This window comes from Paraburkholderia sp. (assembly GCF_035948235.1).
Lineage (GTDB): Bacteria > Pseudomonadota > Gammaproteobacteria > Burkholderiales > Burkholderiaceae > Paraburkholderia.
On the sequence record NZ_DASZJJ010000311.1, the window covers coordinates 1 to 16,624 of the forward strand.

The window sequence follows — 16,624 nt, forward strand, 5'->3', positions numbered from 1 at the left end:
AAAGATAATTAGATAAACTAGACTCGCCATTTTAAACCCCTAATCTATTTTGCTTTGTTTATTGGACTCGCTAACACGCCGGCAGGCATGTAGTCCAGGAAAATCAGCTTTCTGATTCTCTCACAAGAACGATTCATCGGAACATCGATGCAATGTGATTTTAAATTCAATGAGCATAATCTATCGACACCAGGATGGATCACGTCGGCCAGCTGGCACAGAGCAAGAAGCCTACTGCGGGCAAGCCTGTCGCGAAGTTTCTTGCTAGCCCAGCGAAGCCCCACGCCGCCTGACATCTGCGATGCCGACACGACGATGAACGAGTCAAGGCTGGCCTAACCCCTGCCGCCCGAAGCATCGCTTTATTTGTGCAACAACTCGCCGCGCACATGCCCCGATTCCATCCTGGCACCATCAAGCCGCACCTTGCATTTGCAACAAATGCCGTAGCAGCTTGGAAACCATCACAGCCACAACGAGCGAAAGGATCACAAAGAATATCGCGAGCGGAGTCAGCGACTGAACCGACACAAATCCGGCAAGCCCCATCATTGCCGACGACACAAGCAACAACGCGCAGCCAAGAATGGCGCTAGTCAATCCGGCAATATGAGGAAACAGCGAATTGCCTTTGGCCATCAGCGTCGGGTACATCGCGCCTGCGCAGAAACCCATCAACAGCACCGGCACTGCCAGCGTCCAGACCCGCAGGCCGACAGTCAGCGCGAGCGCCAGCATCGCAATCGACGCCGCTGCCATGATGCGCGTACCAATACGCAGACGCTGTTCCGCAGTCGGCAAGCTACGGCCATGCACGCGGTTCGACAGGCCGCCCAGGAAATACATCATGCCGATACCCAGCGCCAGGTAGCCAAAGAACGTCGGCGGTTTGTGCAAGGTGCCCTGCACCATGAACGGACCGACGATGTTGAAAACGAGCAGGATGCTGTAGCACAGCCCCTGGGCGAGAAAACAGCTTTGAAACACCGGGCTCGACAGCACTTTGCCGGCATTGCGCATGAGCGTGCGCGGCTCCAGATGCACGGGCTGCCGCAAGGTTTCCCGATAGCGCCACAGACACGCCCACATCACGAGCGAACAGGCCAGCAGAAAAACAAGGCACGCCTGCCAGCCGAACCACGTCTGCAAATGCGCGCCAATTACTGGTGCGATGATCGGCGCAAGCCCCCACGCGATCGACATATAGGTGAACGCGTGGATCAGGGCTTGCCCTGCAAACGAGTCCGTGATAATCGCTTTTGCCAGCAGATTGGTAGCAGCGATACCGAAACCCTGCAGGCATCGGGCTGCAAGAAATAACCCGATATTGGGCGCCGCAAGCGACAACACACAGCCGATCGTATAGATCACCAATCCGCCTGCCAGCACGCGCTTGCGGCCATAGGCATCGGCGATCGGCCCAAACACAAGCTGCCCGAGCGCGTACGCCGCCATGTAGCCAGAAACGCTCGACTGGATTGCCTGCGGTGACGCGGAAAAGTAGTGCGCCATCGCCGGTAGTGCGGGAACATAAACGTCGATCGCGAACTGACCTGCCGAGGCGAAGAGGCAGATCAAAAACAGCAGGAATCCCGGTGAGTTCGGCGGCGTGTTCGATGCGTGGGAAAGTGTGGTGGTGCGGTCGGTGCTGTCGTGGCTCATGAGTACGTCAAAATGGCGAATCCGGCGGACTTTCGGGCAAAAGCCAGAACTTACGCGAACTCTGCCCTTCAGCGCAAGTCAGCGGCCTGCGCCCTCCTCGATTCAAGCCCTTCAACGGTCACGCTCTCGCGCCTTTCCCGAGCAGACGGTGCGCGATCCACTGCAGCCCGCCACACAGCAACAAATAGACGAAACCCACAAACAGAAAAATCTGCGCGGGATAGATCATCAAGCGGTTATTCAACTGATTCGCGAGGAAGGTGAATTCCGGCACGCCGACGATATACGCGAGCGACGTGTCCTTGATAAGCGACACGCACTGATTGACGAACGACGGCATCATGACGCGCATGGCTTGCGGCAGGATGACCTCCCTGTGCGCCTGCCATCGCGTCAGGCCGAGCGATAGTGCTGCGTCACGCTGCTCCGTGCCGATCGACACGATGCCCGCATAGACCGAATGCGAAAGGTATGAGCCGCCGATCAGCGCCAGCGCGCAGACGACGGTCGCCAGTCCTGGCACATCGACGTGCAGCAGCACCGGCATCAGGAAGAACGTCCAGAAGATCAGCATCAGCACGGGAATCGCGCGAAAGAACGCCACGACCGCCGTAAGCGCCAGTTGCGCCATGCCGCGCGTCATCGCCAGCGCCACACCGCCCGCAAGTCCGATGAACGCCGCAAGCACGGTCGACAGGAGCGAGAGCACGATGGTCAATGCGACGCCGCCCAGCGGCCCGGCCGGAAATGAGCCCACCAGCAGGTAGCGCAGCGTAGGAAGCCAGTCGAACGTATTCATGCGCGGCCTCGCGACAATGCGCGTGTGCCGGTGCGCTGCCAGACGACCAGCGCCACTTCGATAACCGCAATCGTTAGCACATAAAACACGGTCGCGATGCCAAAGGCCTGAAACGTCTTGAACGTTTCGGTATCCACCTGGCGGGACATATAGGAAAGCTCCGCGACGCCAATCGCCATGGCGAGCGATGAGTTTTTCACCAGATTCATATATTGGCCTGCAAGCGGTGGCGTCGCGATACGCAACGCCTGCGGCAGGATCACGTAGCGCAGCGCGGTCCAGCGGCGCATGCCGAGTGCCGCGGCGGCCTGTGCCTGCGCCTCGCTCACGCCACGCATCCCGGCGCGAAATTCCTCGCCGATAAAAGCCGTCGTATAGCAGGTCAGCCCGATCCAGCCGGCTAGCAGTTCGAAACTCGGCCAGCGCAAGGAAAACGGTCCCCAGGCGATGACATGTAGCGCATTGAGCCACGCCATCCAGTCGGACGGCAACAACGCAGCCGCGCCGAAATACCAGAACAGCAACTGCACCAGCAGCGGCGAATTGCGAAACACGAACACATAAAGCGATGCGAAACGCGCCACCACTGCGCTTTGCGCTGAACGCGCGATAGCCAGGGCAAAGCCGAGCAGCGTCGCACTCAAGCCCGCGCAGGCGGAAAGCAATAACGTGACGACAAGGCCCTGTTCGAGCCACGCGAAATACTTGGGTTCAAGCCAGCTATGCATGAATCAGGCAGCAAAAAGCACAAAGCCCGAGCCTCGATCAAGCGAGGCCCGGGTCCAGATAATAAAGCGCTAAATCAGCTGTTTTTCTGCGGATCGCCAATCTTGAAGAGGCGCGGAAGCGGCGCGGCGCTCTTCGGGCCAAACCATTTATCGTAGATCTGGGCGGCCTGGCCGTCGGCTTCAAGGTGCGTGAGCGTCGTGTTCACTACGTCGAGCAGACGCGTTTCGCCTTTCGGCACACCCACGCCTTCGTAGTCGTTGGAGATGGTGAACGGCGGAATTTCATAATTCGCCTTGTCAGGTACGCGCGCGAGCAACGCAACCAGTTTCGGGCCGTCTTGCGTGATCGCCTGGACGTTGCCGGTGCGCAGCGCAGCGAACGCAAAAGGCGTGTCGTCATAGGCCACGATGGTCGCGTTCGGATATTTCGCGCGCACCTGCTGCTCGTTGGTCGTGCCCTTGTCCGCGCCGATGCGCAAGCCAGCAAGTTGATCGGGCGATTTCAGCGTGCCCTTCTTCGCGATGAATTGCGTGCCCGACGCGAAATACGGCGTGCTGAAATCGACTTCCTTCTTGCGCTCGTCCGTGATGGTGAAATTGGCGAACACGAGATCGACCTTGCCCGACTTCAGGAACGCAATGCGATTCGCCGGGTTGGTCGGCTGCACTTCGAGTTTCACGCCAAGGCTTTTCGCCACGGCTCGCGCGTAGTCCACGTCCAGGCCGACGATCTGATTGTCGGTGGAATTGACGAAGCCGAACGGCGGATTGCTGTCGAACGCTGCCACGCGCAGCACACCCGCCTTCTTGATGTCGTCCAGTCGATCGGCATGCGCCGCGTTCGATGCCACGGCCAGAACAGCCGTCAACAGTGCGGGAAGCACTGCGCCCCTGATTTTGATCTTCATTGCCGGATTCCCTTTTTGTTTGTTGCGTCGTCGGGCATCGACTGCCCGATCGCACTGTCCGCACTCTAAAGGTGCAAGTCATGCAAGGGAACGAAGTTTTTTTCAGGTCGAAAGTCCACGGAAAGATTTAGCGCGGTTGCCGTGCCGCGCCCTGGCCATGACAGGTGCTCACTCCACCGAATCGTGAATATCGGTCAGCCGGATCATATGTGGCTGCACGCTCGTCTCTTCTTCTGTGTCTTCCGGCGTGGCCGGATGAATCAGCGCATCGAGGCGCGCGCGCGTGGCGAGAAATTCCGGCGAATTGAATTGTGCGTAGCTGCGAGGTCTAGGCACCGGGACTTCGATCAGCTCCTGCACTTCGCCCGGATTGGCCTTGAGCACGAGAATGCGGTCGGCGAGAAAAATCGCCTCGTCCAGATCGTGCGTGATAAAGAAAATCGTGACATCGACATTGCGCCAGATATCCAGCAGATGCCGCTGCATTTTCGCGCGCGTCTGCGCATCGAGTGCGCCGAACGGCTCGTCCATCAGAAGGATCTTGGGCCGATTGGCGAGTGCCCGCGCAATCGCGACGCGCTGTTTCATCCCGCCCGACAACTGATGCGGGTACGCATTGGCAAACTTCTCCAGTCCCACCAGATCGAGCCATTGCAGCGCTTCGCGCTCCGCTTGAGCCGCGCCCTGCCCGCTCATGCGCAGCCCGAACATCACATTCTTCTTCACGGTGAGCCACGGAAACAGCGTGTAGCCCTGAAACACCATGCCTCGATCGACACCTGGGCCACGCACCGCGCGGCCATTGACGAGTACCTCGCCCGCGCTCTGCGTTTCCAGTCCCGCCAGAATACGGATCAAGGTGGATTTACCGCATCCCGAAGGCCCGATCACACAGACGAATTCGCGCCGGTGCGTCGTAAAGCTGATATCGGCAAGCGCTGTGTGCTCGCCTTGCGGCGAGGAGAAGCGCTTGACGAGGTTACGCACTTCGAGAATCGGCTCGCGTGCCTTGAGCCGCGCGAAGCGCTCGCGCACCTCGCTGGATTGTAAAAGATAGTCGGGCACGGGCTGCGGGTTGTACATGGTGGCGTCCTTTGAAATGAAAGCGTGATACCTGTGAGGCTCATGAAGCGCGTTCACGCCTTCAATATGCGGTCCCACGGAAAGAGCTTGCGCCCGACAAAGGCGAGCACCAGATCCGTGCCCAGCCCAATAATGCCAATCATCATGATCGCGGCGTACACGTTGTCGAAGTGCTGATAACGCGCTTGCTGTGTGATGTACCAGGTGATGCCCGAACTCGTGCCCACCAGTTCCGCGACGATCAGATACGTCCACGCCCAGCCCAGCAAAATGCGCTGATCGCGATAGAGATCGGGCAGGATGCCCGGCACGACTACATGCGTGAGCAGTTTCAGCCGCGTCGTGCCGAGCGTCATGGCCGCCTCCAGCAAGCCGAATTCCAGCTTGCGCGTGGTGTTCGCAATGATGAGCACCTGCTGGAACAGCGTGCCGATCACAATGATGGCGATCTTCGGCGCGTCGTAAATGCCGAGCACGGCCACCATCAGCGCGCCGAAAGCGGGCGCAGGCAAATAGCGGAAGAACTCGAAGAACGGCTCCTGCAGCCGTGCAAGCGCGCTATAGGTACCGCACACAATGCCAAGCGGCACGCCGATCAACGATGAAACCAGAAAGCCCCAGAAAATAATCTGCACGCTATGCCAGAGACTCTGATGCAGCCACACGCCATCTGAGGAAGCGGGTGGCGTGGTGAACGCCGTGTAGAACGCACGCAGCACTTCATGCGGCGCCGGCAGATACACGGGATTCGCAGGAATACCCACCGGGAGCGCCATGCGCGTTTCGCGCGCATGTGTGAGTTCATCCGCGAACACGGCCTTGTCGATACGCATGCCCGGCTGGAAATAATCGACACTGCCGGGCTGCGTGATCAACATCTGCGGATGCCACACGAACGGCACGTAGCTCACCACGCACCAGACGAGCAGCGGCACCAGAAACGAGCCGAGTCCCAACATCCATTTGCCGCGCGGCGTAAGCTCACGGCGTACTGCAAACATACCGGTCTGGCTGATTTCGGCCATGGCGCTCTCCTCTTTTCCTGCCGTGCATGCAGTACGATTTACTTCAATGCGCTCGTGAGCGACGGGTCGACATAAGCCCCTACATCCTGCGACGTCTTGTAGACCTGATACTTCACGTTGAACGCATCGGCGGCGTGGCTGGAGCCGTAAAGCGACTTGAAGCCGTCGGCCTTCACGTAGGCTTGTTGCGCCTCGGGCAGCGTGAGGAGCCGGGTGCCCTTGAGCAGCGGCAGATATTGCGCGGGCGTAAGGCCCACGCGCGCCGACATGATCTTCACCGCGTCGCCCTGCGTGGCCGGATCTTCGATGTAATGCACCACGCGGTACCAGACTTTCGCGAGCTTTTCGTAATCGGCCTTGTGCGCCGCCAGGCTCACGGGATTCACAGCCAGCACGTCGTAAATCAGGCCCGGTTCGTCAGCCGATGTGAACACCGGACGCGCACCCGGCACCGCACGCTGCGCCTCGCCCGCGTTGGGCTGCCACGCAGCGATCGCAGCCACGTCAGCCGATGCCAGCACCTGCGGCGTCTCCGTGGTCTTCGCATTCACGAGCGTGACGTCGCTCTCTTTCATGCCCGCGCGCTGCAAGGCATCGAGCAGCAGCAGGTGATCGACCACGCCAAATTCCACGCCGATCTTCTTGCCCTTCAGATCCTGAATCTTGCGGGCGGGCGGCTTGGCGATCACCATGTCGTTGCCGTTCGAATAGTCGGTGATGAGCGCCATCACGTTCTTCGCGCCGTTCGCGCCCATCGTGAGCGCATCGCCATTCGTCACCAGTACGGCATCCAGTTTGTTCGCGGCAAACGCGTCCATCGATGCCGCGTAGTCGAACCAGTCGAATTTCACGTCGAGACCCGCTTCCTTGAACCAGCCCTTGTCGATGGCGACCTGCCAGGCCACCCAGCCCGGCCAGTCGCTATAGCCAATACGCAGCGGTGCGGCGCTCGCGGCCTGGCTTGTCGCCGCAAGCAGGCCAGCGGCCAGCGCGACGCCCGCTGCGATGCGGGCGACCCAGCGGCGCGCCGGGGCCGCGCCTTGTTCAAACGTAACGTGCGTGCTCTTCATGGCAGATCTCCAGGTATTGAACGGTAAAGCGGTGGTTTTGGAAACACGGGGATTCGACATTTTCATCAGGATTCCTGCTTTTCTGACATTTCATCGAGCGATGACGTATCGCGCTGCAGCCACGCACGCCAACCGCCATATGCGCTGATATCGGTGGCGTCCTTCAACGCGATGCTTTCGCAAAGAAAGCCCTGCACGTGACTGCCATTGGCCAGCAATAGCGTGCCGATGCCGAGCGGCGCGGGAATCAGCGCAACAAAGGAGCCAAATTGCTCGACGGGCATTTCCCAGACCTCGACTTCGATCTTGACTCCGTCGGCCGCCACACGCTGAAGGCCCGGCTTCTGGCCTTGCGGCAAAGCATGGAGTCGATAAACGGGCGCGGTTCGTGTGGTCTCGATGAGGCGCGCACCGCGCGACGTGAGCTGCTCGTTGAGCGGCTGGCCGCTCAAATGCGCGCCAACCACGGCAACACGCACGGTGTCGCCGCACGTGTCTTTCGCTTCGTGCCCGCTTATTGGCGCGCTCTCGCCCAGCCACGTCCGTGCGATGGCCAGCAGCTTCGTATCTTCATGTGCGCGCGCAACGAAAGTGATACCGAACGGTTTGCCCGCATGCACGCCCGTTGCGCAGATGCCCGCAGGCACCGCCAGTGCGGAAAGATCGAGCAGGTTCACGAAATTGGTGTAATAGCCGAACTTCGCGTTCACGCCAATCGGATCGGCTTCCAGTTCGGCGACGGTGGACGTGGTCGGCGAAGTGGGCGTCAGCAATGCGTCGATATGCGGCCAGACGCGCTCCGCCTGCATACGCAGCGCCGCCAGGCGGTCGAACGCGGCGAAGGTATCGGCGGCGCTCCAGCGCGTTGCGCCGCCAATGATCGCGCGCGTCACGGGATGCAACGCGTCGGGATTCGATTCGTAAAACGGGCGGATCGCCGCCAATCGTTCCGCCACGAAGGGGCCTTCGTAAAGCAGGCGCGCGGTGTCGAGAAACGGCTCGAAATCGACTTCGATAATTTGAGCGCCTGCGGCACGCAATTTGTCGAGCGCGGCATCGAATGCGCGCGCGTAGGATTCGTCGCCATAGAATTCGCGCTGCGCGGCGCGCGGCACCCCAAGGCGCAGGCCGCGCAGTGAGACGGCTTCGCTATCCACGCCCTGCCATTCGCGTGCATAGGGATCGCCTTCGGTCACGCCGCACGCGGATTCAAACACCGTCTGCGCGTCGTTGGCCGTATGCGCGAAGATCGACACACAGTCGAGCGAGCGGCACGCCGGCACCACGCCCTGCGTGCTCAACACGCCCTTGGTCGGCTTGAGGCCCACGAGTCCGTGAAAAGCGGCGGGCACGCGGCCTGAACCGGCTGTATCGGTACCCAACGCAAAGGCCGCAATGCCCAATGCAACCGACACCGCCGATCCAGAACTCGAACCGCCGGAGGCATAGTCCGGGTCCAGCGCATTTCTGCACGCACCATAAGGCGAGCGCTGGCCGGAAAGCCCTGTTGCGAATTGATCGAGATTGGCCTTGCCGATGGGAATCGCGCCTGCCGCGATCAAACGCGCCACCACGGCCGCACTCGTTTGCGGGGTGTAGGCATAGTCAGGGCACGCCGCCGTGGTGGGCACGCCCGCGAGATCGATGTTGTCCTTGATCGCGAACGGAATGCCGTAGAGCGGCAGCGTGGCCGGATCGCGACCGTCGAGCGCCGCCACATAGCGCATCATTTCGTCACGCGTCAGGGCGCGAATCCAGGCTTGGTGCGGATCGTCACCGCCAGTGCGCGCGGCAATGTGTTCGACGACTTGTGCGGGCGTGAGGCTGCCATCCATATATCGCGCACGCAGCGCCGCAATCGTCATCGGCTGATCGAATTTCGTTGTGAGCGCATTCATTGGCATGCGGCCTCCTCGCCGCCGATATTTTCTGTTGGGGATGTGACGGCTTCATCGGCGTCCACGCGAATCAACATGAGCCGTTGCCCTGCGGTGACGGCGTCGCCTTCCGCACAAGCGAGCGATTCGACCACGCCCGCTGCAAGCGCCGACACGGTCACTTCCATCTTCATCGATTCCAGAATGGCAACGTCCTGGCCCTCCTCCACGCGCTCGCCTGCGGCGACCAGCAGTTTCCACACGCTGCCCGATACGTCCGCGCCAATCGCGCGGCAATCGTCGGCGAGCGCGTCCTGGGTGGTCGATTGCGCGGCGGATTCCAGGCCCGCCTCGCCAACATATTCCGCGTGGCCCGCCGCGCGCCAGCGTTCGCGCTCCGCTTCGAACGAAGCCTGCTGGGTGGTCTTGAATGTGGCAATCGACGCGGATTCATCTTGCAGGAAGCGCTCGTATTCACCGAGGTCGAACACCGATTCCTCGATGCGAAGCGAGCGCCGTCCGGCGATAAATTCGCTGCGCCATTCCGCAAGTTCGGCTTCGCTCACTTCGAAAAAGCGGATTTCGTCGAAGAAACGCAATAGCCACGGCTGGCCAGGCGTGAATTCCGCCGTCGATCGATAGCGGTTCCACATCTGCACCGTGCGACCCACGAACTGATAGCCGCCAGGGCCTTCCATGCCGTACACGCACATATAGGCCCCGCCGATGCCAACGGCGTTTTCGGGCGTCCACGTGCGCGCCGGGTTGTACTTCGTGGTGACGAGCCGATGGCGTGGATCGACGGGCGTGGCGACTGGCGCGCCCAGATAGACGTCGCCAAGCCCAAGCACGAGATAGCGCGCGTCGAACACGATGCGTTTCACGTCGTCGATGCTGTCGAGTCCGTTGATGCGGCGAATGAATTCGATGTTGCTTGGGCACCAGGGCGCGTCGGGGCGCACGCTCTGCATATAGCGCTCGATGGCGATGCGCGTCGATGGATCGTCCCAGGACAAAGGCAGATGCACGATACGATTGGGCACGCGCATCGCATCGACAGCGGGCAATTGCGCCTGGGCGCTCTTGATGTAATCGATCAGCCGTTCGAGCGGCAGCACGGTGGGGTCGAAATGCACCTGCAACGAGCGAATGCCAGGCGTGAGATCGACAATGCCGGCCACGCGGTTTTCGGCGAGCCAGTTCATCAGCGCGTGCACGCGAAAACGCAGCTTGAGGTCGAGCACGGGCGCGCCATATTCGATCAGCAGATTGCGATCGCCGGAGCGCCGGAATACCACGCTCACGCCTTCATCCGCAGGCTCGCTACGATAGAGCACGCACTCGTGCGCAACGGGTTGCTCGACGCTATGCGCAGGCACGAAGCGCACCGTATCGCCCGGACGCAGCTGGCCGAGTTTCCATAGCTCCTCGCCTACCACCGTCACCGGGCAAACGAAGCCGCCCAGGCTCGGGCCGTCCGGGCCCAGGATCACCGGCATATCGCCCGTGAAATCGACCGCGCCGATCGCATAGGCGTTGTCGTGGATATTCGATGGATGCAGCCCTGCTTCGCCACCGTCCGCGCGCGCCCATTGCGGCTTCGGGCCGATCAGGCGTACGCCCGTGCGGCTCGAGTTGTAGTGCACCGTCCAGCGCGCCTCATAAAGCATGGCGATGTCTTCGCGCGTGAGGAAATCCGGCGCGCCATGCGGACCGTCGAGTACCGCCAGTTCCCATTCATGCGTGAGCGCGGGAATTCGCGCAGGCGCTAGCGTCGCGCCCGCCTCGCCTTTACCGGCCTCGGGCGCGAGATGCAGGACGTCGCCCTTGCGCAGCGCACGGCCCGCGTGACCGCCAAACTGCCCGAGCGTAAACGTCGCCTTGCTGCCGAGATAATCGGGCACCTGCAGACCACCCTTCACCGCAAGGCAAGCGCGCACGCCCGCGCCGCTCACGCCGCCGAGTTTGAGTACGCTTCCAGCCGTCGCGCGCACGACCTGCCAGAACGACACAGAGTTGCCGTCCAGCGAAGCGGCCAGCGGCGCGCCGCCCAGCACGAACAGCGTTTCGCAGTTAAAACGCAAGGTCGCGCCGACCATCGTGAACTCAAGTCCCGCCGCGCTGGTGGGGTTGTCGAGCAATTCGTTAGCAAGGCTGAACGATAGATCATCCATCGGCCCGGACGGCGGCACGCCCACATCCCAGTAGCCGAGACGCCCTGGCGTCTGCTGCACGGTCGTTTGCACACCACCGTCGATCACGTCGACAGTATGCGGCGCAAACAGGAAGCGGCCCAGAAATCCAGTGGTTTGTTCGCCCGCAGCAAAAGTCGCCGATCCCACCACCGCGCGCAGATAGTCGAGATTGGTCTCGATACCGTAAAGTTGCGTGCGTTCGAGCGCATCGGAGAGTTTCGCTAGCGCGGCTTCACGTGTGTTGCCGGTGGCGATGATCTTGGCCACCAGCGGATCGTAATAGGCGCTGACTTCCGTGCCCGCCTCCACCCAGCTATCCACGCGCACATCGTCGGGAAAGACGACATGCGTGAGCAGGCCCGAACTCGGCTGGAACTGGCGGTTGGGGTCTTCCGCATACACGCGCACCTGCACACTCGCACCCCGTGGTGTACTCACGAGCGTGTCGAGCGGCGCGAGCGTGCCCTCGGCCTGGCGAATCATCCATTCGACAAGATCGACGCCAAACACTTCTTCGGTCACGCCATGCTCGACCTGAAGCCGCGTATTGACTTCGAGAAAATAGAAGGCGCGCTCGCGCGCATCGAACACAAATTCCACTGTGCCGGCGTTGGCATATTGGACCGCACGCGCAAGACGCACCGCGGTTTGGTGCAGCGATTGCCGCTCCGCCGCGCTCAAACCCGGCGCGGGCGTCTCCTCAATCACCTTCTGGTTGCGCCGCTGCACCGAACAATCGCGCTCGCCCAGCGCAATCACGTCGCCCTTGCCATCGCCGAAAATCTGCACTTCGATATGGCGCGCGTGCTCGACGAACTTCTCCAGATACACACCCGCATTGGCGAAATTGCTTTGCCCCAGACGCGCGACCGACGCAAAAGCGGCTTCCAGTTGCACGGCGTCACGGCACAGCGACATGCCGATACCGCCACCGCCCGCCGTACTCTTAAGCATGACCGGATAACCAAGCGACGCGGCGGCTTCAAGCGCCGCCTGGGCATCGGCCAATAAGCCCGTGCCCGGCAAAAGCGCGACACCGTTCGTCTGGGCAATCTCACGGGCCGTGTGTTTCAGACCAAACGCCGTCATCTGATCGGGGCGCGGCCCGATGAATGCGATGCCCGCCGCTTCGCAGGCACGCGCAAACGCAGCGTTTTCCGATAGAAAACCGTAGCCGGGGTGGACGGCCTGCGCGCCCGTGCGCTGCGCTGCGTCCAGAATCGCCCGCGCGTTCAGATAGCTTTGCGCAACCGGCGCCGGGCCGATGCAGACGGCTTCATCCGCGAGCATCACATGCATGGCGTGGCGATCCGCTTCCGAATACACCGCAACCGATGCGATACCCAGGCGCTTGAGCGTGCGAATCACACGGCAGGCAATCTCTCCGCGATTGGCGATAAGAATCTTGTCGAACGCCATCACGCCTCCCAAACGAGCAGACGCACCGGCGTGGGGTTATAGCCGTTGCAGGGGTTGTTTAGTTGCGGGCAATTCGAAATCAATACGGTTACGTCTTCATCCGCGCGAACTTCCACATATTTTCCGGGCGCGGAAATGCCGTCTTCAAACGTGAGTTTGCCCAGCGACGTGACCGGCACGTTCATGAAGAAGTTGATGTTGCTGACGAGATCGCGTTTGCCGAGCAAGGCCGCCGCGCCGCAGGTGCAATGCGCGAGCGCGTTGAGGTAGCTGTCACGGCAACTGTGCATGTGACGCTTGTCGAGCGCGTAACGCACGGTATTGCTTTCTGCCGCACAGGCCCCGCCGAGCGTGTCGTGACGCCCGCAGGTATCCGCAACGATAGTCAGCATCGGTCTGCCGAGATTCGACATCAGCACGCTGCCTGCGCTCAGATAGAGATTGCGTTGCGCGCGAATGGTGTCCTGCGCGCTGTAGCGTTCGACGGGATCGTCGCTGCGATAGAACAGCGTATCCACGGCCTGATTGCCTTCAAGATCGACGATGCGCAGCGTCTGGCCGCGCTTGAGGTCGTACAGCCACGGCTCGCCGGCGGGCAGCGTGAAATCGTAATGGGCGTGACGCTCGTCGAGCGCGCTTTCAATAATCGGCATGGCGGCTCCTCAGGCGAACAGGCGATCGGTATTGGTAAATGCGCGGCCGTTTTCGGCGCAGGACGTGCGGCACACGTCATCGGCCGAGGCAGACGCATCGGCGGCATAGGCGCGCCATGCGATCAGTTTCACGGGCCTGGGCGCATAGTCGCGCTGCGGATCGAGCGGATGCGGCGCCGTGGAGAACGCCGCAAGCGTATTCATTTCGAAGCGCAGATCGAATGCGTCGCCCGCGCGCGAATGCCCGGGCACGTATTCGAGCGAGCCGTCCTCGCCTACCGACACCTTGCTGAAGAAGTTCACATTGGCGACGAGATCGCGTGCGCCAAGCCCGTATTTCGCGAGTTCGAGCACGAGGCTGTCACGCCCGTTGCGGATCATCGTGTTGCGATGAGCCTGGTAGCGCTTTTCGCCGTATTTGCGTGCGAACAGCGCTGCATCGCCAACGCCGCCAAGCGGATCGTGCCAGCCCAGCGTATCGGCCGTGATGGACGCGATCACACGGCCCATATCGGTATGCAGCGCGTGGCCGCGCGTGAGATGGGCGGTGTGCTGCGCCTTGAGCGTGTCCGCCATGTTGTAGCGTTCGAGCGGATCTTCCTGACGATGGAACACGGCGGCGAGATTCGCACCGCCTTCAAGATCGACAATGCGCAGCGTGAGGCCGCGGCGCAGAATGCCGGACCAGTGCGCGCCTGCGGGAATGACGGCTTCCCACAGCGGCGCCTGATCGGGCAATTGAGTCAGCGCGGGTTCAGCGTGGAGGCTGGACGGCATGGAGGCTCCTGGTAGCGAAGGGAATAAGCGTGAGAGGGCGACCGAACGACATCGCGACCTCCCGGGCTTTTATCCCTCCGTGGAGCCTCGGCACCGCCCTCGATATGAAGGTGGGAGACGAGACCGGATTGCTCTCGGACCAGGCATCGGGCGCGGACGAATGTGGCGTCGTCCTGCGCAGCGACCGGAACCCTAGCGATCCTAAGATGATGCAAATTACTTCGCACCTCTCGCTGCATGGATTAGCGAGATCCATGCCAACGGTGTTGCAAGGGTTGAAATCCCGCGCGGATAAAGGGTTTGACGTGGAGTTGGGATGCTTGCGCCGTGGTGATGCACGCGCCCTATATTGGGGATTTATGCGCTCCCGCCGAACCAGACGGCACTATTAATGGGCGCGAAGACTGGCCCATCAAGGCAAATGCAAGGATGGCATGGCTGTTGCATTCACGACGATCATTTTGAATCTTGTCGAGACCGACCATGTCCCATGCCCTGCGTCTGCGCCAGTTTTTCTATTCGATCTTTGCGTCGCGATTCATTGAATTGCAGCGCGGGCAAGCCATCGCGCCACATCGCGGCGACCAGCCGCAACGCTGATTACATCGATATAAAACCAACAACGGCCAAGCCGATACAACCATCTATTCTCGGGGCATGACAGATGAAGCTTTCCCATAAACTCCATACGCGCACGACTGCGCCCTTGTGGCTGCTCACGATTGGCCTCGTCCTCTCGACGACCGGTGTGGGTCTGTTTTGCCATGCGTTGAGTGCGACACAGGAAAGCAGCCAGTCGGGCCAGTCGTTCGCCGTGACCGCTGTGCTCCTCGGCGTGATTGCGGTTGTCTACGCAGCGCATGAGCTTTCGCAAAGACGACGCCACGTGTGACCGTATCGTGAAGTTCACGCGCTCCCCCGCACAGTCCGGGGAGCGGCCCCAAATATTTTTTCTCTTTCCCGCCCAATCGGCACCGTAAAGTGTCTCCCTAAGGGCGCGGCCCCGTTTTTCTTTCCTTCTCTTTCCTTTTTTTTTCACAATCGAGCGGGCATAATTCGGCGTCTGCGAAGTATGTCGATACGTAGTTCGCCTTTAAAGGGATTTCGTCCCTACCTCCAACGGGAGTTTTTACTCCGCCCTCTTCTGTTTCTGCGAGAGAGGGTGGAGCATTCGGCCCGTTCCATCGGCGCCCCGCTCTCCCGGCGCGGCATTGTCTCCCGTTCATTGCAGCAGCAATGACGTCGTGAGACATGTCATCGCATGGCCCGTCATGCATAGGTGTCCCCAGAAGCGGTGACCCAACGAATTTCACATTACATTATTATCAGGAGTCCTAGTTGTTGAAGTTGAAGTCCATCCCAGTAACGCTCGCAGTCGGCATCCTCGCCGCTCTGTTTGCGGGCGAAAGCAACGCTGCCTGTGTCAGCAATCCGCCGAATCAATCCAACGCATCGTTTCCCAGTAGTCTCACCGGCAAGCTGGTCTATCACAGCTACGTGAGTTACGGCGACGGTACGAGCCAGCTCTTCATTTACGATTTCAGCGCGCATAAGCTGACGCAGGTGAGCAGTGCATCGTGGGGCATCACCGACCCGATGAACGCCAGCTTCTCTCCCGACGGCAAATGGCTGCTCTTCATGGGCATCCAGAACAATGCATGGAACGTGTTCATGTGGCCAACCGACGGAAGCCACGTTCCGTACAGCCTCACGAACAGCACGGGCGCGACGCGCAACGAAGATCCGAAATTCTCGCCCGATGGATCGACGGTGATCTTCAAGCAGAATAGCGCCAACGTCATGCAAGGCACGCTGTCGTATCCTAGCGGCATTCCGCAGTTCACGTCGGTGATCAACATCACCAACAACAAGACGCAGGATTCGATGCCGTTCATGACGCCGGACGGTACGAAACTGCTGTTCTCGGAAGGCACGGGCGGCGCAAACCTCGGTCTTTATGAGGAAACCATCGCCACGGGCGCGACCGTGGCGTTTGATGCCGTGAGCGGAATCAGCACCTACTATCCGGTGGTTCGCGCCGACGGCACGGTGTTCTACACGAAGTGGAACAACGCGACAAAGCAACTCGATCAGTTGTACACGAAGACCAACGCGTCCGACACGCCGAATCAGTTAAGCATCAACGACTGCATCAGCAACAATGACGACGCAGCGCCGGTCAATGGCACAAGCTACGTGTTCTTCTCTTCGACCACGGCAGGCGGCTACCAGCTTTATCTGGGCGATATCAACACGGGCAACCGCTGGAGCCTCACGCAGTTCGGCGTCAACTCGGACACGACGAAGGCGAAGCTGGGCTCGAGCTACTACGCCGGCACGCCGGCCTCGACGTCGGGCAGCGGTTCGACTAGCGGTTCGACCGGTGGCACGACTAGCGGCTCGTCGAGTTCGGGCGGTTCGTCCGGGT

General features: G+C 60.9%; 13 protein-coding genes and 1 riboswitch. Of the genes, 2 read left to right on the forward strand and 11 right to left on the reverse strand.

Translation table 11 applies throughout. The annotated features are described in order from the left end of the window. Positions 1 to 414: 414 nt before the first annotated feature. The 11 genes from VG320_RS27765 to VG320_RS27815 all read right to left on the reverse strand — a co-directional run bounded on the left by VG320_RS27765 (position 415) and on the right by VG320_RS27815 (position 14,196). Entirely contained in the window at positions 415 to 1,662 is a 1,248-nt protein-coding gene (locus tag VG320_RS27765; protein ID WP_327203277.1) for a multidrug effflux MFS transporter, read from the reverse strand. Positions 1,663 to 1,780: 118 nt separating this feature from the next. After that, entirely contained in the window at positions 1,781 to 2,461 is a 681-nt protein-coding gene (locus VG320_RS27770) for an amino acid ABC transporter permease (protein WP_327203278.1), read from the reverse strand. Then, positions 2,458 to 3,189, reverse strand: coding sequence for an amino acid ABC transporter permease (locus VG320_RS27775; protein ID WP_327203279.1), 732 nt, complete (start codon positions 3,187 to 3,189; stop codon positions 2,458 to 2,460). The genes VG320_RS27770 and VG320_RS27775 overlap by 4 nt, the downstream gene beginning before the upstream one ends. Before the next feature lie 74 nt (positions 3,190 to 3,263). Beyond that, positions 3,264 to 4,097 carry an ABC transporter substrate-binding protein gene (locus VG320_RS27780; protein ID WP_327203280.1) on the reverse strand — a complete coding sequence of 278 codons (834 nt, stop codon included), beginning with the start codon at positions 4,095 to 4,097 and terminating at the stop codon, positions 3,264 to 3,266. A gap of 168 nt (positions 4,098 to 4,265) precedes the next feature. After that, a complete protein-coding gene (locus VG320_RS27785) occupies positions 4,266 to 5,180 on the reverse strand; it encodes an ABC transporter ATP-binding protein (protein WP_327203281.1) in 915 nt (304 codons plus the stop codon). A 53-nt stretch (positions 5,181 to 5,233) separates the two neighbouring features. Beyond that, on the reverse strand, positions 5,234 to 6,205 hold the full coding sequence (locus tag VG320_RS27790) for an ABC transporter permease (RefSeq protein ID WP_327203282.1): 972 nt from the start codon (positions 6,203 to 6,205) through the stop codon (positions 5,234 to 5,236). A gap of 38 nt (positions 6,206 to 6,243) precedes the next feature. Beyond that, a complete protein-coding gene (locus tag VG320_RS27795; RefSeq protein WP_327203283.1) occupies positions 6,244 to 7,275 on the reverse strand; it encodes an ABC transporter substrate-binding protein in 1,032 nt (343 codons plus the stop codon). Positions 7,276 to 7,340: 65 nt separating this feature from the next. Continuing rightward, positions 7,341 to 9,173 (reverse strand): allophanate hydrolase, encoded by a 1,833-nt coding sequence (atzF, locus tag VG320_RS27800; protein WP_327203284.1) that lies wholly within the window; start codon positions 9,171 to 9,173, stop codon positions 7,341 to 7,343. Beyond that, the gene (locus VG320_RS27805; RefSeq protein ID WP_327203285.1) at positions 9,170 to 12,766 is read right to left on the reverse strand and encodes a 5-oxoprolinase/urea amidolyase family protein; all 3,597 of its coding nucleotides are present in this window, start codon (positions 12,764 to 12,766) and stop codon (positions 9,170 to 9,172) included. Before VG320_RS27805 ends, atzF begins: the two co-directional genes overlap by 4 nt. After that, positions 12,766 to 13,419 carry an urea amidolyase associated protein UAAP2 gene (locus VG320_RS27810; RefSeq protein ID WP_327203286.1) on the reverse strand — a complete coding sequence of 218 codons (654 nt, stop codon included), beginning with the start codon at positions 13,417 to 13,419 and terminating at the stop codon, positions 12,766 to 12,768. Before VG320_RS27810 ends, VG320_RS27805 begins: the two co-directional genes overlap by 1 nt. A 9-nt stretch (positions 13,420 to 13,428) precedes the next feature. Then, positions 13,429 to 14,196 carry an urea amidolyase associated protein UAAP1 gene (locus VG320_RS27815; RefSeq protein ID WP_327203287.1) on the reverse strand — a complete coding sequence of 256 codons (768 nt, stop codon included), beginning with the start codon at positions 14,194 to 14,196 and terminating at the stop codon, positions 13,429 to 13,431. A 56-nt stretch (positions 14,197 to 14,252) separates the two neighbouring features. Next, positions 14,253 to 14,403: riboswitch (guanidine-I (ykkC/yxkD leader) on the reverse strand. 457 nt (positions 14,404 to 14,860) lie between these two features. Between VG320_RS27815 and VG320_RS27820 the strand changes: the two genes are divergently transcribed. Both VG320_RS27820 and VG320_RS27825 read left to right on the forward strand, forming a co-directional pair. Continuing rightward, the gene (locus VG320_RS27820) at positions 14,861 to 15,088 is read left to right on the forward strand and encodes a hypothetical protein (RefSeq protein ID WP_327203288.1); all 228 of its coding nucleotides are present in this window, start codon (positions 14,861 to 14,863) and stop codon (positions 15,086 to 15,088) included. 449 nt (positions 15,089 to 15,537) lie between these two features. After that, positions 15,538 to 16,624, forward strand: a 1,087-nt coding sequence (locus VG320_RS27825) for a hypothetical protein (protein ID WP_327203289.1), incomplete at its 3' end; no start/stop codon positions are given.